Origin of the sequence: Dyadobacter sp. SG02 (assembly GCF_900109045.1) — a bacterium.
In the GTDB taxonomy this organism is placed as follows: domain Bacteria; phylum Bacteroidota; class Bacteroidia; order Cytophagales; family Spirosomataceae; genus Dyadobacter.
The window spans coordinates 75433-91821 of the sequence record NZ_FNYL01000005.1; the positions used below are offsets into that span (position 1 = coordinate 75433).

A 16389-nucleotide genomic window follows, 5' to 3' on the forward strand; every position below is an offset into this window, starting at 1 on the left:
AACTATCCATGATAATGCGCCTTCACTAAACTGATTTTTCCGGACTCGTCGAGCTCCATCATTTCCGCCGCCATCCGGTTAGCGACGCTTTTGTAATATATAACCACCGAATCTGCCCCCGTAAGCACCTGCTGCAATCCGAAATGCAGGTCCGTATAAATACCGAGCGCCTTTCCGAAATACTTTTCAAGCTCTTCCTTGCTGGTAATCACGCCTTCCGCATTCATTTCCAGTTTGATAATATAGGGAGAGTAGAACCGGATATCTTTGGAATACATCGCCATGATAGCCGCAAGGTCATGGCTATTCCACGCTGCAATCCATTGTCTGGCAAAGGATTGCGCTACTTCTTCTGTCAAAAGCATATCAGTTATTGTTGTGCCGCCAGAACCTGCGTAATCCAGCGGCGGTGATAGTTAATGTGTCCTAAATGCCACGAAAGATGCGCCAGCAAATGCGTGAGGATCAGCCGAACGGATTGGTCGGGAAACATATCCAGGACAGTCCGGGGATATTCATTGTCCATTTCCGGCTCGGCAAGTTTTTCCAGCGTATCGACCACAATCTCATGCAACCGGTCGATCTCGGCGAGCATCTGGATTCGCGTGAATGTCCTTTTATTGAACTCGGCATCGCGGTCGCGCTCGTATGTATGACCGCCCAGCGTAAGGCCTACATATGTGCGTAAATTCCCGATCAAATGCTGACATAAATTACCGCCCGGATTGATCGTGCCCGGAAGCTGCACCCATAATGCACTTTCCGAATGGTATTGTTCGATTTCCTTGCGGAGCTTTTTGAGATCCCGGCTGAACAATGTGACGAATACCTCGCTATTCATGACTGTTTATCAAGGTTAGTGAACTTTTACGCTTTTGAAGCTGATAGCCCCGGTTGACCAGAAAAACCCCGCCCAGCGTCACGGTGAATGCGAGCACGGTCAGCCACGTAATCTTTTCATCCAATATAAAAAAGCCTAATACCAACGCTACCAGCGGATTAATGTACGCATAAATCGACACCAATCCAGCCGGCAACCTGGACATGGCAAACAGATACGAAGCATAGGCGAGAATAGAGCCGAAAAAGATCAGGTAAAGCAGTGCCATCAGCGACTGTGGTTGCATTGCAGGCAAATGCGTCCAATCCTCGTTGAAAGCACTCAGCACAAAGAGCCCCACCCCGCCGGCCATCATCTGGATCGCCGCATTGAAAAACGAATCTGTTCTGCCCGTAAAACTTTTGGTATACAACCCACCCAGGCACCACGACACGCACGAGGCCAATGTCACGCAGATCCCCAGGAACGAGTTTCGGTCCGCCAGGTAATCGAGGTTATCCCTGAAGACGAGCATTACACCCGCCAATCCCAGCACCATACCGGCGGCCACGTGCGCATTGATACGCTCTTCCTTCCGCGCCAGCATGTTGATCATAATAGTAAAAAGCGGCACCGTGGCATACAGCAACGCCGCCAGACCGCTTGGAATGAACTGTACGCACCAACCCACCAACCCGGTACCGAACGTGATCATACACCAGCCCGGAACCAGTTGCAAACCAATATCGGCCAATGTCCACGGAAACGACCTGTTCCGGAGAACCAGGAAACCCAGCAATAATGCGCCCGCCACTACATTCCTGAAACCCATGAAGAAAAGGGCCGGAAAACCCGCCACGCCTATGCGCGCCGCCAGGTAGGTGGTACCCCAAAAGAAACACACCATGATTAATGCGAAATATGCCGTCAGATTGCTTTTCATAACCGTTTTACATTGAACGCCACAAAATTCCTGTCATTAAATTTAATAAAACAGATTCACTTTTGTTATTTTGAGGCATAACAGATTAGAAATTTTAAATAACATGATCGAAGAGCATATCCGGGAAGATTTTCTTTACTCACAAATCGCCGACCGGCTCGCGGTGCAGATCGAAAAAGGCATTCTGAAAGCCGGCGACAAACTGATATCGTTGCGGGCGCTAAGCAAAGAACAGGGCATCAGCCTCAGCACGGCGTTCAAGGCTTATGTGGAACTGGAAAACAAAGGCATTATCGAAGCGCGGCCTAAATCGGGCTATTTTGTGCGTTTTTCACCGCTTAATGCACCCGAAAGAGTACAAATCCCTTCACCTGGCCCGCTGATCGAAAAGGCGAATGTCGACGAAATGATCCGAACGGTGTATAAAACGATGACGCACGAGCGGATCGTCCGGTTATCGGTGGCCGCACCTTCCGCCGAGCTGATCCCGGAAGCCAAGCTGAACAAAGCGATGATCGAGGCGCTCAGGAAAAGTCCGCACAGTTGTACCCAATATGAGGAAGTGCAAGGAAATGCCGCATTGCGGAAACAGATCGCCAAATACGCTTTCAACTGGAAGGGAAATGTGAGCGAGGACGAGGTCATTACCACGCAAGGCTGCATGGAAGCACTGATTTTTTGCCTGAAAGCCGTTACCGAGCCCGGCGACACCGTCGCGATCGAGAACCCGATCTATTTCGGAATTTTCAATATCATGAAGAGTCTCGGACTGAAAATCCTCGAAATCCCGTGTCACCCCGACGAAGGTGCCGATCTCGAATACCTGGAAAATGCGCTCGAAACCACTCCCGTGAAAGCGGTGCTGTTTGTACCGAATTTTTCCAACCCTACCGGCGCGCTGATGCCGGATCACCGGAAGAAAAAGCTGGTAGAAATGCTGGCTGCACGGAAAATTCCGCTGATCGAGGATGATATTTATGGTGAAATGTATTTCGGCAAAACCAGGCCCGGTACCTGTAAAAGTTACGATAAAAACGGCCTGGTCATGCTCTGCGGGTCGGTTTCCAAGACGCTGGCGCCGGGTTACCGGGTGGGCTGGTGCCTTCCCGGAAAGTTCAGGGACAAAGTACTGAGCCACAAGATCACGCACACCGTTTCATCGGCTACACCAACCCAGGCGGCCGTAGCGAACTTCTTCGAAACCGGTCGTTACGACCTACATATGAGGCATTTACGGAAAGCACTTCACACACAATGCCTGCGCTATGTGCAGGCGATCAGCGACTACTTCCCTCCCGACACCCGGCTAGTCAGGCCGCAAGGTGGCTATGTGCTGTGGGTCGAGCTGAACAAGCATGTCAATGCATTCGAGCTCTTCGAGAGCGCCATTCAGGAACGCATCAGCATCGCGCCCGGCCAGATTTTCAGTACCGACGCCCGGTTCAGCAACTACATCCGCATCAGTTTCGGCGCACCTTACAATGCGGTGATCGACGCGGGTTTGAGGAAGTTGGGGGAGTTGGTAAGAGGGCAATGCTTGTGAAGATTTACAGTCCAAGTGCCTGACCGAGAGTTTACAAACACACGCAACGATATTGCAATTACCTGATTTTCAGGACCTGTAACCCTGTTGCATGGCTTTGTAACCTACCTTTGTAATGATCCTGCGGCGCGTTGGCCGGAATGCCGGACAGGTATCTGTTTTGAATTTGATTAATCGCATTATGAAACTCGACGAAAATACCTCCACACATACACATGACGATTGCTGTTCGGCCAAAACCGATACGCACAGCAAACACAACGACCACAGTCACGACCATGATCATGACCACGATCATGGAGACCATAGCCACGGATCGGCTGACGCGGGTATTCTCAAAAGCCGCTGGATGCTGTGGCTGAGCTTGACAATCCTTGCTGTGTTCCTTGTTTTGACCTACGTTCTGAAAATCGAGCTTCCGCGCACCGTCGAAATTGGTCTGATGCTGGTCGCGTATGTGCTGGCGGGGAATAAAACCGTGGCACTCGCATTACGTAAAGCCAGCCGCGGCGATTTTTTCAATGAATTCACGCTGATGACAATCGCCACTTTCGGCGCTTTTTATATCGGCGAGTTCAGCGAGGGCGTTGCGGTGATGATTTTTTACGAAATCGGCGAGCTGTTTCAGGACATTGCCGTGAGCCGGTCCAAACGGTCCATCAAGGCACTGCTCGATATCCGCCCGGATACGGTGACGGTTTTACGCGACGACAAAGCACTCCAGGTCACGCCGGACGCTGTTCGGATTGGTGAGAAAATATTGGTAAAAGCCGGTGAAAAAGTGGCGCTGGACGGCGAGATGCTATCCGCCTCAGGTACTTTCAACACCGCCGCATTGACTGGTGAACCGAAGCCGCAGATCATCGAAAGAGGCGAGAAAGCACTCGCGGGCATGATCGCGATCGACAAGTCGGTCGAAATTGAGGTTCAGGCGCTTTTCAGAGATTCAAAACTTTCGCGAATACTGGAAATGGTACAGGAGGCAAGCGCCCGCAAGGCCCCTACCCAACTGCTGATCAGCCGTCTCGCACGCATATACACGCCCGCGGTCTTTTTGCTCGCGTTGCTCATTATCGTCATTCCCGCACTTTTTGTAGCCGATTACAATTTTGATCAATGGCTCTACCGCGGCATGGTGTTCCTCGTGATCGCGTGTCCGTGCGCACTGACGATCTCCATTCCGCTCGGTTATTTCGGCGGCATTGGCCTGGCTTCGAGGAATGGCATTTTGGTCAAAGGCGCTAATTTTCTGGATGTTATCACCAAAATCGATACGGTTGTCTCGGACAAGACGGGTACACTGACGAAAGGGGTATTCCAGGTTCAGAAAATTGAGTCAAACATAGCGAAAACAGATTTTATCCGTATCGCCGCTTCATTGGAAAGCTATTCGACACACCCGGTCGCCAAGGCGGTGGTAGCGTCGGTTGGGGATATTGCATTAAACAAACCAACTGACGTCGAGGAAATCGCCGGGCATGGTTTGAAAGGAAAGGTCGATGGCAGGGATGTGCTGGCAGGCAATTCCAAACTACTTGATAAGCACTCGGTTACCTACCCCGCCGAACTGGCTTCCCTGGTCGAAACACTCGTAATGGTCGCGATCGATAACAACTACGCGGGCTATTTCCTGATCGCCGATGAAATCAAAGACGACGCTGCGCAAGCCGTCGGTGAATTGAAAAGCCTCGGCATTTCGACCATTATGCTGTCGGGTGATAAGGAGGCTGTCGTCAAAAAAGTGGCCGGGGAGCTTGGTATTGCCCAAAGTTACGGTGGATTGTTACCCGAAGACAAAGTCAGGATCGTGCAGGAGTTGAAAGACCAGGGTCGACGCATTGCATTTGTTGGCGATGGTGTGAACGACGCGCCGGTGATCGCCCTCGCGGACACGGGGATAGCCATGGGCGCGCTCGGCTCCGATGCTACCATCGAAACTGCCGATATTGTGATCCAGAACGATCAGCCCTCCCGCATTGCCGCGGCGGTACGGATCGGAAAAATCACCAAATCCGTTGTATACCAGAACATTTCCCTTGCCATGGGGGTTAAAGTCGCCGTCATGGCACTCGGCGCGGGCGGCGTTGCCACACTTTGGGAAGCCGTGTTTGCCGACGTCGGCGTAGCGCTCCTCGCCATTTTGAATGCCTACCGTATTCAAGGGAGGAAAATTTAAGTTGATCCGGGCACGGTAAACACTGCCATCCGGCCGACGCCGAACGAGAAGAGCTAAACGCACGAGCCAATAAACAGGTACCACCGACATCCAAAACCACCGGATAAGGAAAAACGGAGCCAGCATCGACGGTTTCGACACAAGTACCTTAGCCTCCACGCCATTGGATGAAGGAAAATAAGCACGTGGCAGGTACAGCAGTACTGAACCTGCCACGTGTTTAAACACAGACTTCCCCACGCAAACGAATCATCGGATGCGAAAACCAATCCACTTTCTTCGATAGTATCAGTGTACAGACGAGCTGCAATAGCCCCGGCTACTCAGTGAAACCTACCGAAAAATAATTGGTCAAACGACGGAAACAGGAGTAATACCTGCTACCTTTTCCAGGGCAACGGTGACCCTTTCGATGCGGTCTACGTTGCCGCGACTGCTGTCTGAAACTGCCTGTGCAACTGAGGTTAAGAAGTCCCCGCCTAATTTGGTGTTGAAAAACGGGTCGTTAGCAGCGAGCACTACGCGCCAGTTTTTACCTACAATGCTACGGGACTTGATGAACCTGCTTAACAGGCGCTCCTTGATGGTCAGGCCACCAAATTCGGAGACTCTTGCTTGGAGCTCGATCATGTTACTGTAAAGCGTGTGTGGAAAAATTGTAATTTGCGCTTTACAAATCCTGTAAAGCAAAGAATATTCAAAAGTACAGAATTAATAGACAATAGTCAAGTAATTTTATATTAATCTTATAAGTAATGTCAATTGTTGGCGAAAGAATAAGGAAATGCCGCGAATTGGCGGGTTGGAACCAGCATAAGCTGGCCAAGGCTTTGAAAAAATCCGGCAAAGCCGTGATATCAAACTGGGAAAACGGAAGGAACGATCCGTCGCTGGCCGAGCTCAGGATGATGGCCGAACTCTTCGATACCACGGTAGCCCAGCTGGTGGGCGAAGTACCGATGTTTGAAGAACCCCGCGAACAGTATATTATGATCAAAAAGGACGACCTCATCGATCTCCAGCGCAAGGCGCTCGAACTCGAAGCGGACCGGATCAGCCAGCTCAGAGAGCAGCTGGAACAAGCACAGAAAATGGAAGAACCCGGCGATGAACCTGCATCATAATGCCAGGTTCCGCTGGAACAACGTCCGGAACCCCAACGCACAAATGCAGCTCGTGACGATCAGCAGGGTCCATAATGCGCTGTAACCCCAATGCCCGGCCACATAAGCACCTATAACCGGACCAATGATTTGTGCGACAGCCTGAGACACCGAGTACGCCGCGGAGTATTTACCCCGGTTCAGATCACTCGCGCGGTTCATCACGAACGTGCTCAGGTAAGGAAAGGCCAGCATTTCGCCCGTTGTAAACAGCACGACGGTCGCCACGGCAAGGATTATCGGCAAAACATCCGGCACGACAAGCGCCAGAAATGCCATCGCACTGAAAAGTGGGCCTGATACCATGTAAAAATAATCAGGTTTGCGATTGGCCAGGCTCTGCACAAGCACCATTTCGAAGAGCGCGATGATCAGCCCGTTCATGCCGAGCACAATCCCAATGGTAGACTCCCCGATCCCCATTTCTTCCTTCCAGTATACGGGCACCAGCCTGAAAAGCACTACAAAACACAACATATATAATGTAACCAGTACGAGGAAGCGGACAAAGAACGCATCTCTCCAGGGTGAAGCTGTGCTCACGGCGGCCTCGGCGGGGAAGTCGCTTTTTGTAACGGGCTTTCTTTTAGGCAACAGCAGCACGATCATCAAACCGGCCAGCACATACACTATACCGTCAACCCAGAACAACAGGTGGTAATTGATCGCCGCCAGCAACCCACCCACCCCGGTACCGAACCCGAAGCCGATATTCGTCGCCAGTCGGTTGAGCGCGTATGAGCGTATGAGGCGTTCAGGCGAAGAATAGGCCGCGATGGCCGTCTGGTTGGCGGGTTTGAATGCCTCCACAAAAAAGCTAAGGACGACGATCAGCGCGCAAAGCATGGCAAAATCGGTAACAAAGCTGAAAAGGACGAAGAATATCCCGCTTAACACGAGACTCCCGATCTGCACGGGCTGAAAACCCAGCTTGTCGGTGAGATAGCCGCCTGCCATGGCACCCAGCACGGACCCGACACCAAACAACGTAATGATAAGCCCCGCGTCCTCGATGCTCCGGTGCAGGCTTTGGGTAATGTACATACTCATAAACGGTACGGCCATATACCCACAGCGGTTTACCAAAATCACAAGGCTCAGCAACCAGGTTTCCCTGCTGAGCCCCGTGAAAGATGCCTTGTAAGCATCAATAACTTTCCTGATCATAGTAAATTCCTGATAATCTTTACGCTCTCTTCCAGTTCTCCCGGATCAGAAGAAGCGAATCCGAGGCGTATATAGTTCCTGAATGGGGATGGATATCCTGCAACTTTTCCATTCGAGAAGTACAAATCTCTCTGCGCCGCCCTTTCGGAGAGCCTTGAAATGTCTATTTTCGGGTCGAAACGTGCCCATACCGCCATTCCGCCGTCAGGAATATCGAAGCTGATGTGATCCGGCAACTCATTTTTTAAAAGCTCGCAGAACAAATCCCGGCGCTGCTTGTACACCCGAACCGATTTTCGCAAATGCCGTTGAATGACGCCGGTTTGAAACAGCTCGGCAATCGCATTTTCAAGCATCGTGTCGCCTTGCCGATCGACAATGCGCCGCAGCGAGGCCAGGTGCGCGATTACATCTTCCGGACCTACGAGGTAACCGATCCGGAATGCGGGCGAGATCGTTTTGGTGAACGAGCCGCAATAAAGCACCATTCCGGCCTGATCGGCGCCGAAAAGCGGAAGGAGCGGTTTGCTGAGATAGTGAAAATCGTAATCATAATCATCCTCAAAAATTACAAAACCATATTTTTCAGCGAGTTGCAGCAGCTTGATCCGACGATCGGGGCGCAATGCGACGGTTGTAGGATATTGATGGTGGGAAGTCACGTACACCATTCTGACCCGCTTTTTCAAACATATTTCTTCGACGGCATCGATATCCATACCATGCTCATCCACAGGCACATGACTCACATTCGCCCCCGCCTGCACAAAGTTCATCGAAGCCCCGAACCAGCCCGGCGAATCAGTTATCACACAATCGCCAGGCTTCACCAGGCTCGTCACGGCCAGGTACATTCCCATAATCATGCCCCTCACAATCAGTATATTGGCTGGCGAAGTTTTAAGCCCGCGAGTTTCGTTCAAATGCGCCGATAGCTCCTGCCTCAGCCACGCGGTGCCGCAGGTCTCGCCGTAGCCGAGCCGCGTATAGGCATTGCCATGCAGCAACTGGCTTCGGTACGCGCGCGACAGGTCTTCAAGCGGCGCGAGCCTGGGATCGGGAAAGCCGTCGTCCAGGTGAAGCCGGAAGCCTGCCTTCAAGACTGCCCTGTCGAGATGAGCAGGTTTTTCAAACTGAAAACCCGCTTTTTTTAGCGGGTCCCGGTCTGGCGCTACCGCCACCGGCACCGGAATAGGCCGAAGGTCGGGCAGGTTCCGGGCGACGAATGTGCCGTTACCGGTCTGACTTTCCAGCCAACCTTGCGCCAGCAGCTCGTCATACGCCTGCACGACCGTCCGCCGATGTACTTTCAGGATAGCAGACAACTGCCTGGTACTCAATAACCGATAACCGGATTGCAATGTACCGTTTTTAATCAGCGACATCAGTTGGTTGGCGATTTGAAGGTATACCGGCTGCTTACCGCCTTTTTCAGGGGTGATCAGCGTAGACAGCACGTTCATCATAATTGGACCACCACTATTTGAAATATTGGATTAAAGAGATAGGCCAATTAAAGCATAATTTTGACGAAAAACAAAGCAGATGAACACACCACCACCCTATCTCGTACCCAGCCGCTCAGCGAAGCGCGCGCATTATGATCACGAAACGATCTGTACTATCCTCGACGAGGCACTGTTTTGCACTATTAGCTATGCAGTGGACAACAAGCCGTTCTCCATTCCGACGGCTTTTGTCCGCTATGAAGACAAAATTTACATTCACGGCTCGGTGGGTAGTCATTTTATCAGGGAAATCGAGAAGGGAATCCCGGTTTGCATCTCGGTAATGCTTACCGATTCACTCGTTGTGGCGAAATCGGCATTCAGCCATTCGGTCAATTACCGGTCGGTGATTATTTTTTCCCAAGCGGAGAAAATAGAAGATATTGAAACGAAACGGGCTGCATTTGAATGGCTTACCAATAAAATCGTACCCAACAGCTGGGATTACCTGCGCCCGATGACCGATAGCGAGGTCAGAAAAACCACCGCACTGGCCTTCTCATTTGATGAAGCGTCGGCTAAAATGCGTCACGGAATGCCCAAGGACGAGCCGGAGGACTTGGAATTGCCCATCTGGTCGGGACTTATTCCCTTGCAAACATTGCGGGGCAAGCCTATCGCCGACGAAACGAGTCAAAATATTCCACTTCCTCAACATTTAAGTTAACCGCATGCAACCTTGATACCGGTTCGAGCATCTTTCGGGCAAATTCACCTGCAATATCACACCCAAATGTTGCACTTCATGTCAGGAAAGGAAATATTCGACCGGTATCAACTGGCGGCTTTGAAAAACGGACTGGGTTCCCACGAGTTCAATTACGGGAACATTTTGTACCAGGCGCTGCGGATCGAGGGTGAAGAAAAGGTCTTTCAATTGCTTGAATTGGCTGAAAATACCGGTAAACGCATTGCCCTGGCCTACTCCGCGCTCAATACCGAAAACGGCGACGAACCCAATCTCGTGATCCTCGTCTGACCCCGCTATCACAACCATTCACACCTTTCATTCAACAAACCACTAAGTTCCTTTTTGATTTACGGAGATCGGTACCGAATTTTGGCATCATCAATTGAGTGCCAAGCGCTGATTTAGCAAACAATATGGAATTCCTGGTCGTCATCGCCTTTTTCGGCTACATCTACTACCTGCGCAACTACGCCGACCTCCGCACACCCAGCGAAAAGGAAGCAGCGGCACTCTCGGAAGGGATTAAGCTTTACGAAAACGAGCAAACCGACGACGCCTTCGCCTATTTCGATTCCAGGATCAGGCAAAAACCCAAATCCTGCATTGCCTATCTTTACAGGGGCCTTTGCCAGAAAAGGCGTGGAAATTTCGAAGCTGCAAAAGCCGATATGCAATCTGGCCTCAGTTACGACGATCAGGTTTACACGCTCCATCTCGAACTCGGGAAGCTGTACCTCGAACAAAACCAACCTGAAACGGCCCTGGCATCGCTCAATAAAGCCGTTGCGCTTTCAGAAGAAACCAGCGCTGCGCCTTACCAGTGGCGTGCAAAAGCATTTTCGCAACTTGGCCGCGAAACCGAGGCAATGCGGGACGTTCATCATGAAAACGAATTAAGCCAACTTCTAAAAACCGGCCCTATGGCATCCTCCGCATCCAAAATACCATTTTTTGATAAGCGATTGGCTATCAACATGGTAATAATTATCCTAACCAGCGCATTATTGGTGTACGTCGTCAAAAACGCTGAAAGCATTCACCTGCCCTACCTCGTTGCCGTCTTTGCGGCCATTTGCATTGGCTTTGTCGAACCTTACAAGGGCTGGCTGCTGGCCATCATGCAATGTGTTCTTTTGCTGGCCGGCTACTTCCTGTTCACTACACGCCCGGACGACCAGGCGAGGCAGGAGCTGGAAAATTTCAGCCTGTACGGCTCCATGATCCTGACTTTCGCCGCCAGTTTTCTCGGAGGATTTCTGAAACGGGCTTTGAATATGAAGTAGCAGGCCGGCACAACGAATGTACCGGCCCGTCATTCGCGGCGGCATTACTTGCGGATCGAAATCCGTTTGGAAATCATTGACCCGTCCCAGCAGGTTATCACCAGCGAATAAAGTCCGCGCTTCAAATGCGACACATCGACGGTACCATTTTGTTTTTCCCTCAATGAAATCGCGTGGCCGGAGCGCGTCCAGGCCACGATCGTTGCAACCTCCATCCTTGCCATCCCGCTGATGCGCACTTCGTCTGTGGCAGGATTAGGATGTAGAATGACCTCGCGCTTCAAATCTTCTTTTTTCTTCATATCTGAATTCCGTCTGGATGCTGAACGCGCTCGGATAAAAGCGCATTACGAATGTGTGCAATTTGAAAATAGCACCCACCCAATTCAAATACGTTGTCCGACCGGTTAGCAAACAATGACCAAACGGCAGTAATAAAAAAAAGCGCAGCCCGAACGAGCGGGCCGCGCATGCGTAAAAGTCACGTGTTATTATCTTACTTTGCCAGGACCATCAGTGAAAACCCACCCAAGGCTTTTACCGCAAGCTCGGGATTGACAGTATATAGTACCTTTCGGAATGAATTGACCACCTTCCCATTGAAGTTGTGCCTGCCATAGTTCAATTCCAGTTCTGAAAGCGTGTAAAACCAGTCGACCACTTCCAGGCCGCAGTCTTTCAAGGTATTGATCGCCATTTCGCGGGTAAAATGATGAATGTGGCCCACGGAATGCCGCAACTTCATCAAGTGGCCGGTAAATGCGGCCAGCGCAGAAAAATCGAGTGGAATATGGAAAATCTTGTATTCGGCATGTCGGGAGCTTTTCCGGATAAACTCGAAATAGTCTTCCACGTGCTCAAATACATCGATCATCAGCAGGAGATCGAACTTTTCCGTTGTTTGCAACAGATCATCATTGAAGAATTTCAAACGATCTTTTTCCCGCGGCTTACAGAATTCATAGGCGTCCGGCGAAATATCGTAACCGTAAAGCTTCACGGCCTTGTCCTCCCAACGTTCATAAAGCTGGTTGAGGATTTCCCCTGCGCCGCAACCGATCTCTACGATGGATTTGGGATGCAGGTTATTCTTTTTCAGCATTTTGATCACCTGAGTGGCTTTCCAGGGCGAGTCTTCGATATGCCAGCTGGGATTGGCGCTCAGATAATCAGATGAAGCACTTACATAATCCATAGTCCTGTGTGAGTTGTTTATCGAGTAATATATAGTTCGTTCAAAGAAAAGCAAAGTAATTCACAGATTGAAATTACCCTCCTCAAATGTGTAAAATGACTGGCTCAGTTATTGCAAGGTAAATTTAAAAACAATAATCACTATGAGCACCTTGGAAAGGCAAGAACTGGAAGATAAAATACTGGCGAAAAGGCAGCAAATCGATTTCGAGCGAACGAACCTTGAAGAAACCGTCGCTTTCTCGGCGGAAAACCGCGAGAACCCGGAAGTGATGGAAGAAATGAAGAATTTCGACGACCCCGCACAAAACGTCGTCGAAAGTGCGGAAATGCGGGCGCTGAAAGCGGCCGAAGGCGAGCTGGAAGAATTGCTCCGGCAACTTGAAGCGTTGCGGGAGTAAATAAGGTTAGTCCAGAGACAGCACGGGAACGGATACTTCCACGGCAGTCGAGTCGGACTCCTTGCCATTCACCTTCCCGATTCCGAAATCGGCGCGGTTAACTTTAAACTTTCCATAAAATGAATGCTGGTCGCCAGAGCTCCTGAATGCAAAAGGAATCGCTAAATTCTTTTTAATCCCTTTCAGTTCCAGTTCACCATGCACGACAAACCCGGTATCCGTCCGGCTTACCGACTGGGAAACGAAAAGAATGCGCGGGTACTTTTCCGCATCGAACCACTTGTCGCTTCGGGCGTGTTTGTTTTTAAGTTCGATGCCCGTATCGATCGAAGCGACATCTACCAAAACCTCGAACCTGGATTCCTCGGGGTGTGCGGGATCAAAACGGATATTCCCTTCCATTTTCCTGAAAGATCCATGCGCATATTTGCCGTCGAACCGGATCTGATATCCTTCCGCGATTTTCCAGCCTGTGATCACAGAAAATGCAAATGCACTCAATATCAATAAACTGATCACTGTTAAATACTTTCTCATTGTGAATTTTAACATATTCAGGCCAACACACGCCTGGTTTTGATGGCAGAAGGATTAACCCCGCGGTATTTTTTGAATGCAATGGAAAAATGCTGCGCGTGCTCATACCCGAGCAGGTCCGAAACCTCCTCCACGGACCGTGAGGCGTCAAGCAGCAGTTGCTCGGCATAGTCCATCCGCATTTTGCGGAGATAGCCGAAAACGGTGGTACCGAACAGTTCCTTAAACCCTTTTTTTACTTTAAACTCATTCAAAAGGCAAATCCTCGACAACTCTGCCAGCGAAAATTCTTCCAAAAAGTGCGTGTCCAGGAAGTATTTCAACTGGTGAAGTTTGTCCGCATCGGCTGCTGAAATGGTGTCAACCCGCTCCGGCCCGCGGAACTGCTCGATTTGCAAAGCCAGCAATTCCAGCACTTTTGACTGAACGATCAGATTCCTCGTCGCCCCTGTCTGCGTGCATTGTTTCACTTCGCGGATCAGGCTTTGCATGAATGGCGTGGTATCCGCCGTGCCGGTAATGCCTGAAAATGGCCTGTTATGAAGCAGATTTTTCTGAACACGTTCGCTCCAATGGTCGTCGCAGCCAATGATGTCCGCAAAAAAGGCCTTATCCAGGCTGATATGGAACATTTCGAGCGATTCGCGGGCTGCCACCCGGTTGGTATCGCCGCCTTCGGGCGAAAAGACGAGATTGTGTTTGCCGGCGCGCATGTTCAGCTCGTGCGAAAGCCCCTCGAATGTGGTATCGAGCCTTCCGGCCATATGAAAATTAATGTTAATAGTGTCAACCGGCGTGCTATCGTGAAGGACCACATCCTGCTCGTGCGACGTCCAATGCAGGTTCATTACGTGCATATGCGGGAACAGCAGACTTTTGAATTTCATCGCGCCCGCTTTGGGATGATAGCGCGTCAGAAATTCACCAGGATTGTTCGTACGCACACCCGGAATAACCGATTGCGGATTAGGTACAGGGTTGAAATCGAGAATGTCGGCCGGGTGGATGAGTACAGCTGCCATAGGACGGAACAGGTTTAACACATCGCGAAAATACAGCCTCCCAACCCTCCCGCGTGCTTCCTAGTGAGTGAACGGCCCAATTAATCGACGAAATCCGTTTGTCGTAGGTTTTAATCCGTTTGACGTAGGCTAATGCAAATCCAGGCCCTGCATTTTTGCCAAAAACTTCAAAGCCATGATCAGAAAAATCTTGAAATGGACAGGCATTGTCCTGGCCGGAATTCTTCTCGCAGCCGTTTGCACCTACACTTACATGTCGGTTTCCATGAAAAGGCGCATGAATAAGTCCTATGTTTTCGAAAAAGAAAGCATTGAAATCCCGTCGGATAGTGCGACAATTGCCCGGGGTAAGCACCTGGTGGCCATCAAAGGCTGCCAGGATTGCCATGGTAACCAGCTGGAAGGCAAAATCATGAGCGACGACGGTGCCATAGGTCGGCTCGTTGCCGGTAACCTCACACACGGAAAAGGCGGGTTACCAAGTAGTTATGAAGTACCGGACTGGCTTGCGGCAATGCGGCACGGTGTTGATCAGGACGGCAAACCGCTTCTTTTTATGCCTTCGCATGAAACGACATTGCTTTCGCAGCAGGATATGGCCACGCTCATTGCCTACTGCCGCCAGATTCCGCAAGTGGACAATGTACTTCCCGCCAATGATCTCGGCCCGGTTGCCATCATCATGAGTTATCTTGACAAAATGCCGCTATTATCGGTAGAGAAAATCGATCACGACAAACCCATGATTGCGCGGGCCGATTCGACGGAGGGTGCCGCGCAAGGGAAATACCTGGCCGTATCGTGCTCTGGCTGTCATCGCGAAAACTTCAAGGGTGGGGAGCCACTTGCACCCGGATTTCCACCGGTGCCGGACATTACTCGGGCGGGCCACGTCGGTAAATGGAGCAAAGCACAGTTCATCGCGACACTGACCTCGGGAAAGACACCCGAAGGCCATGTGCTTAAAAATGAAGATATGCCTTGGAAAATGACTGCCCAGTACACACGTGGCGAGCTTTCTTCACTTTACGACTACCTGCGATCCATTCAATAAACGAACGGGCCGGATTTTGATGTCCGGCCCGCTGCTTGTATCATTCCTCGCCTGTCGCGATTGGCCGTTCCGTACGCGACCATTCGCTCCACGAGCCCACGTACAGGCTCGCTCCGTGCAGGCCTGCCTCCGCGAGCGCGAGCAACGTGTGGCACGCCGTCACGCCCGATCCGCAATGCACGATCACCTTGCGCGGGTCCTTATCGGCCAATGCTTCCTTGTATTTGGCGGCCAGGTCGGCAGGCGGCATAAATTCGCCTTTTTCATCCATATTCGAGGTATAAGGGATATTCACAGCCCCCGGAATATGCCCGGCCACGAGGTCGATCGGCTCGCTTTCTCCCAGGTACCGGTAATGCTCGCGCACGTCGATCACCATCGATTCCGGATCGGCCGCAGCCAGCGCCACGTCGTCGGCATCCACCAGCGGCATTTGCCATCCACGAATCGGATATTCTTCCAAATCGTGCAGCAAAGCCGTTTTTTGGGTTAAATCGATTCCAGCTTCGACGATCGCATCCAGCCCGCCGCTCACTACATATACTTTCTCATGACCGGCGGCTTTGAGCATCCACCAGAAACGCGCGGCTGCATTGGCGCCTTTTTTATCATCATATACAACCACCGTCGAAGCAGGACTGATGCCCAGAATGCCTAAAAACCGTCCGAAATCATCCGGTTCAGGCAACGGGTGCCGCCCGCCGACAGACGGATCGCCGGTTTTCTCCGACAAATCGGTTTCGAGGTCTACAAACTGTGCATTTGCGAGATGCGCCTGGTTGTACCGTTCCAGGGCATCCGTCCCTCCCCGTGCATCGATCACAATGGGGTCTTCATTTTCCAGAATGGTTTTAAGCTGGTCTGTCGTAATGATATTCATGTCCGGG

19 protein-coding genes are annotated in these 16389 nt (G+C 51.0%); 8 read left to right on the forward strand and 11 right to left on the reverse strand.

The features are described 5' to 3' along the window. Positions 1–2: 2 nt before the first annotated feature. The 3 genes from BMW93_RS13210 to BMW93_RS13220 are packed head-to-tail and all read right to left on the reverse strand — an operon-like array spanning position 3 to position 1763. Positions 3–365 (reverse strand): nuclear transport factor 2 family protein, encoded by a 363-nt coding sequence (locus BMW93_RS13210; protein ID WP_090376497.1) that lies wholly within the window; start codon positions 363–365, stop codon positions 3–5. Positions 366–370: 5 nt separating this feature from the next. After that, on the reverse strand, positions 371–841 hold the full coding sequence (locus BMW93_RS13215; protein WP_090376499.1) for a DUF1572 family protein: 471 nt from the start codon (positions 839–841) through the stop codon (positions 371–373). Further along, the gene (locus BMW93_RS13220; RefSeq protein ID WP_090376502.1) at positions 834–1763 is read right to left on the reverse strand and encodes a DMT family transporter; all 930 of its coding nucleotides are present in this window, start codon (positions 1761–1763) and stop codon (positions 834–836) included. Before BMW93_RS13220 ends, BMW93_RS13215 begins: the two co-directional genes overlap by 8 nt. A gap of 103 nt (positions 1764–1866) precedes the next feature. Between BMW93_RS13220 and BMW93_RS13225 the strand changes: the two genes are divergently transcribed. After that, a complete protein-coding gene (locus BMW93_RS13225; RefSeq protein ID WP_090376505.1) occupies positions 1867–3306 on the forward strand; it encodes a PLP-dependent aminotransferase family protein in 1440 nt (479 codons plus the stop codon). A gap of 181 nt (positions 3307–3487) precedes the next feature. Continuing rightward, positions 3488–5482, forward strand: a complete 1995-nt coding sequence (locus BMW93_RS13230) for a heavy metal translocating P-type ATPase (RefSeq protein ID WP_090377654.1) — start codon at positions 3488–3490, stop codon at positions 5480–5482. Positions 5483–5833: 351 nt separating this feature from the next. Here the strand turns inward: BMW93_RS13230 and BMW93_RS13235 are convergent, their stop codons facing one another. Next, complete coding sequence (locus BMW93_RS13235; protein ID WP_090376507.1) at positions 5834–6112, reverse strand: hypothetical protein; 279 nt, start codon at positions 6110–6112, stop codon at positions 5834–5836. A gap of 125 nt (positions 6113–6237) precedes the next feature. On the opposite strand from BMW93_RS13235, the gene BMW93_RS13240 reads away from it, so the two are divergent. After that, positions 6238–6606, forward strand: coding sequence for a helix-turn-helix domain-containing protein (locus tag BMW93_RS13240; protein WP_090376510.1), 369 nt, complete (start codon positions 6238–6240; stop codon positions 6604–6606). Here BMW93_RS13240 and BMW93_RS13245 read toward each other — a convergent pair. Both BMW93_RS13245 and BMW93_RS13250 read right to left on the reverse strand, forming a co-directional pair. Next, on the reverse strand, positions 6601–7812 hold the full coding sequence (locus tag BMW93_RS13245) for an MFS transporter (protein WP_090376512.1): 1212 nt from the start codon (positions 7810–7812) through the stop codon (positions 6601–6603). The genes BMW93_RS13240 and BMW93_RS13245 overlap by 6 nt on opposite strands. After that, a complete protein-coding gene (locus BMW93_RS13250) occupies positions 7809–9278 on the reverse strand; it encodes a PLP-dependent aminotransferase family protein (protein WP_090376515.1) in 1470 nt (489 codons plus the stop codon). Before BMW93_RS13250 ends, BMW93_RS13245 begins: the two co-directional genes overlap by 4 nt. Positions 9279–9357: 79 nt before the next feature. On the opposite strand from BMW93_RS13250, the gene BMW93_RS13255 reads away from it, so the two are divergent. The 3 genes from BMW93_RS13255 to BMW93_RS35155 all read left to right on the forward strand — a co-directional run bounded on the left by BMW93_RS13255 (position 9358) and on the right by BMW93_RS35155 (position 11294). Further along, positions 9358–9987, forward strand: a complete 630-nt coding sequence (locus tag BMW93_RS13255) for a pyridoxamine 5'-phosphate oxidase family protein (protein WP_090376518.1) — start codon at positions 9358–9360, stop codon at positions 9985–9987. Positions 9988–10065: 78 nt separating this feature from the next. Continuing rightward, positions 10066–10299 carry a hypothetical protein gene (locus tag BMW93_RS13260; protein WP_229240414.1) on the forward strand — a complete coding sequence of 78 codons (234 nt, stop codon included), beginning with the start codon at positions 10066–10068 and terminating at the stop codon, positions 10297–10299. A 125-nt stretch (positions 10300–10424) separates the two neighbouring features. Next, positions 10425–11294: a M48 family metallopeptidase gene (locus BMW93_RS35155; RefSeq protein WP_143061647.1), complete on the forward strand. Its 870-nt coding sequence runs from the start codon at positions 10425–10427 to the stop codon at positions 11292–11294. A 44-nt stretch (positions 11295–11338) separates the two neighbouring features. On the opposite strand, the gene BMW93_RS13270 is transcribed toward BMW93_RS35155, so the two are convergent. Further along, positions 11339–11596: a T9SS type A sorting domain-containing protein gene (locus BMW93_RS13270; RefSeq protein WP_090376524.1), complete on the reverse strand. Its 258-nt coding sequence runs from the start codon at positions 11594–11596 to the stop codon at positions 11339–11341. Between the two features lie 194 nt (positions 11597–11790). Then, complete coding sequence (locus tag BMW93_RS13275) at positions 11791–12489, reverse strand: bifunctional 2-polyprenyl-6-hydroxyphenol methylase/3-demethylubiquinol 3-O-methyltransferase UbiG (RefSeq protein ID WP_090376527.1); 699 nt, start codon at positions 12487–12489, stop codon at positions 11791–11793. 142 nt (positions 12490–12631) lie between these two features. Between BMW93_RS13275 and BMW93_RS13280 the strand changes: the two genes are divergently transcribed. Beyond that, entirely contained in the window at positions 12632–12889 is a 258-nt protein-coding gene (locus BMW93_RS13280) for a hypothetical protein (RefSeq protein ID WP_090376530.1), read from the forward strand. A gap of 6 nt (positions 12890–12895) precedes the next feature. Here the strand turns inward: BMW93_RS13280 and BMW93_RS13285 are convergent, their stop codons facing one another. Then, the gene (locus BMW93_RS13285; protein WP_229240416.1) at positions 12896–13426 is read right to left on the reverse strand and encodes a YceI family protein; all 531 of its coding nucleotides are present in this window, start codon (positions 13424–13426) and stop codon (positions 12896–12898) included. Positions 13427–13443: 17 nt separating this feature from the next. Next, positions 13444–14448, reverse strand: coding sequence for an AraC family transcriptional regulator (locus BMW93_RS13290; RefSeq protein WP_090376533.1), 1005 nt, complete (start codon positions 14446–14448; stop codon positions 13444–13446). 175 nt (positions 14449–14623) lie between these two features. Between BMW93_RS13290 and BMW93_RS13295 the strand changes: the two genes are divergently transcribed. After that, positions 14624–15502 carry a c-type cytochrome gene (locus tag BMW93_RS13295; RefSeq protein WP_090376536.1) on the forward strand — a complete coding sequence of 293 codons (879 nt, stop codon included), beginning with the start codon at positions 14624–14626 and terminating at the stop codon, positions 15500–15502. 40 nt (positions 15503–15542) lie between these two features. On the opposite strand, the gene BMW93_RS13300 is transcribed toward BMW93_RS13295, so the two are convergent. Beyond that, positions 15543–16382, reverse strand: coding sequence for a sulfurtransferase (locus tag BMW93_RS13300; RefSeq protein ID WP_090376539.1), 840 nt, complete (start codon positions 16380–16382; stop codon positions 15543–15545). Positions 16383–16389: the final 7 nt, after the last annotated feature.

What these genes read in the sequence shown, in the direction of transcription:
- BMW93_RS13235 (WP_090376507.1), bottom strand. Translation starts at nt 6,112, where the DNA reads ATGATCGAGCTCCAAGCAAGAGTCTCCGAATTTGGTGGCCTGACCATC.
- BMW93_RS35155 (WP_143061647.1), top strand. Translation starts at nt 10,425, where the DNA reads ATGGAATTCCTGGTCGTCATCGCCTTTTTCGGCTACATCTACTACCTG.
- BMW93_RS13280 (WP_090376530.1), top strand. Translation starts at nt 12,632, where the DNA reads ATGAGCACCTTGGAAAGGCAAGAACTGGAAGATAAAATACTGGCGAAA.
- BMW93_RS13295 (WP_090376536.1), top strand. Translation starts at nt 14,624, where the DNA reads ATGATCAGAAAAATCTTGAAATGGACAGGCATTGTCCTGGCCGGAATT.
- BMW93_RS13270 (WP_090376524.1), bottom strand. Translation starts at nt 11,596, where the DNA reads ATGAAGAAAAAAGAAGATTTGAAGCGCGAGGTCATTCTACATCCTAAT.
- BMW93_RS13260 (WP_229240414.1), top strand. Translation starts at nt 10,066, where the DNA reads ATGTCAGGAAAGGAAATATTCGACCGGTATCAACTGGCGGCTTTGAAA.
- BMW93_RS13250 (WP_090376515.1), bottom strand. Translation starts at nt 9,278, where the DNA reads ATGATGAACGTGCTGTCTACGCTGATCACCCCTGAAAAAGGCGGTAAG.
- BMW93_RS13255 (WP_090376518.1), top strand. Translation starts at nt 9,358, where the DNA reads ATGAACACACCACCACCCTATCTCGTACCCAGCCGCTCAGCGAAGCGC.
- BMW93_RS13215 (WP_090376499.1), bottom strand. Translation starts at nt 841, where the DNA reads ATGAATAGCGAGGTATTCGTCACATTGTTCAGCCGGGATCTCAAAAAG.
- BMW93_RS13210 (WP_090376497.1), bottom strand. Translation starts at nt 365, where the DNA reads ATGCTTTTGACAGAAGAAGTAGCGCAATCCTTTGCCAGACAATGGATT.
- BMW93_RS13245 (WP_090376512.1), bottom strand. Translation starts at nt 7,812, where the DNA reads ATGATCAGGAAAGTTATTGATGCTTACAAGGCATCTTTCACGGGGCTC.
- BMW93_RS13290 (WP_090376533.1), bottom strand. Translation starts at nt 14,448, where the DNA reads ATGGCAGCTGTACTCATCCACCCGGCCGACATTCTCGATTTCAACCCT.
- BMW93_RS13285 (WP_229240416.1), bottom strand. Translation starts at nt 13,426, where the DNA reads ATGAGAAAGTATTTAACAGTGATCAGTTTATTGATATTGAGTGCATTT.
- BMW93_RS13300 (WP_090376539.1), bottom strand. Translation starts at nt 16,382, where the DNA reads ATGAATATCATTACGACAGACCAGCTTAAAACCATTCTGGAAAATGAA.
- BMW93_RS13240 (WP_090376510.1), top strand. Translation starts at nt 6,238, where the DNA reads ATGTCAATTGTTGGCGAAAGAATAAGGAAATGCCGCGAATTGGCGGGT.
- BMW93_RS13275 (WP_090376527.1), bottom strand. Translation starts at nt 12,489, where the DNA reads ATGGATTATGTAAGTGCTTCATCTGATTATCTGAGCGCCAATCCCAGC.
- BMW93_RS13225 (WP_090376505.1), top strand. Translation starts at nt 1,867, where the DNA reads ATGATCGAAGAGCATATCCGGGAAGATTTTCTTTACTCACAAATCGCC.
- BMW93_RS13230 (WP_090377654.1), top strand. Translation starts at nt 3,488, where the DNA reads ATGAAACTCGACGAAAATACCTCCACACATACACATGACGATTGCTGT.
- BMW93_RS13220 (WP_090376502.1), bottom strand. Translation starts at nt 1,763, where the DNA reads ATGAAAAGCAATCTGACGGCATATTTCGCATTAATCATGGTGTGTTTC.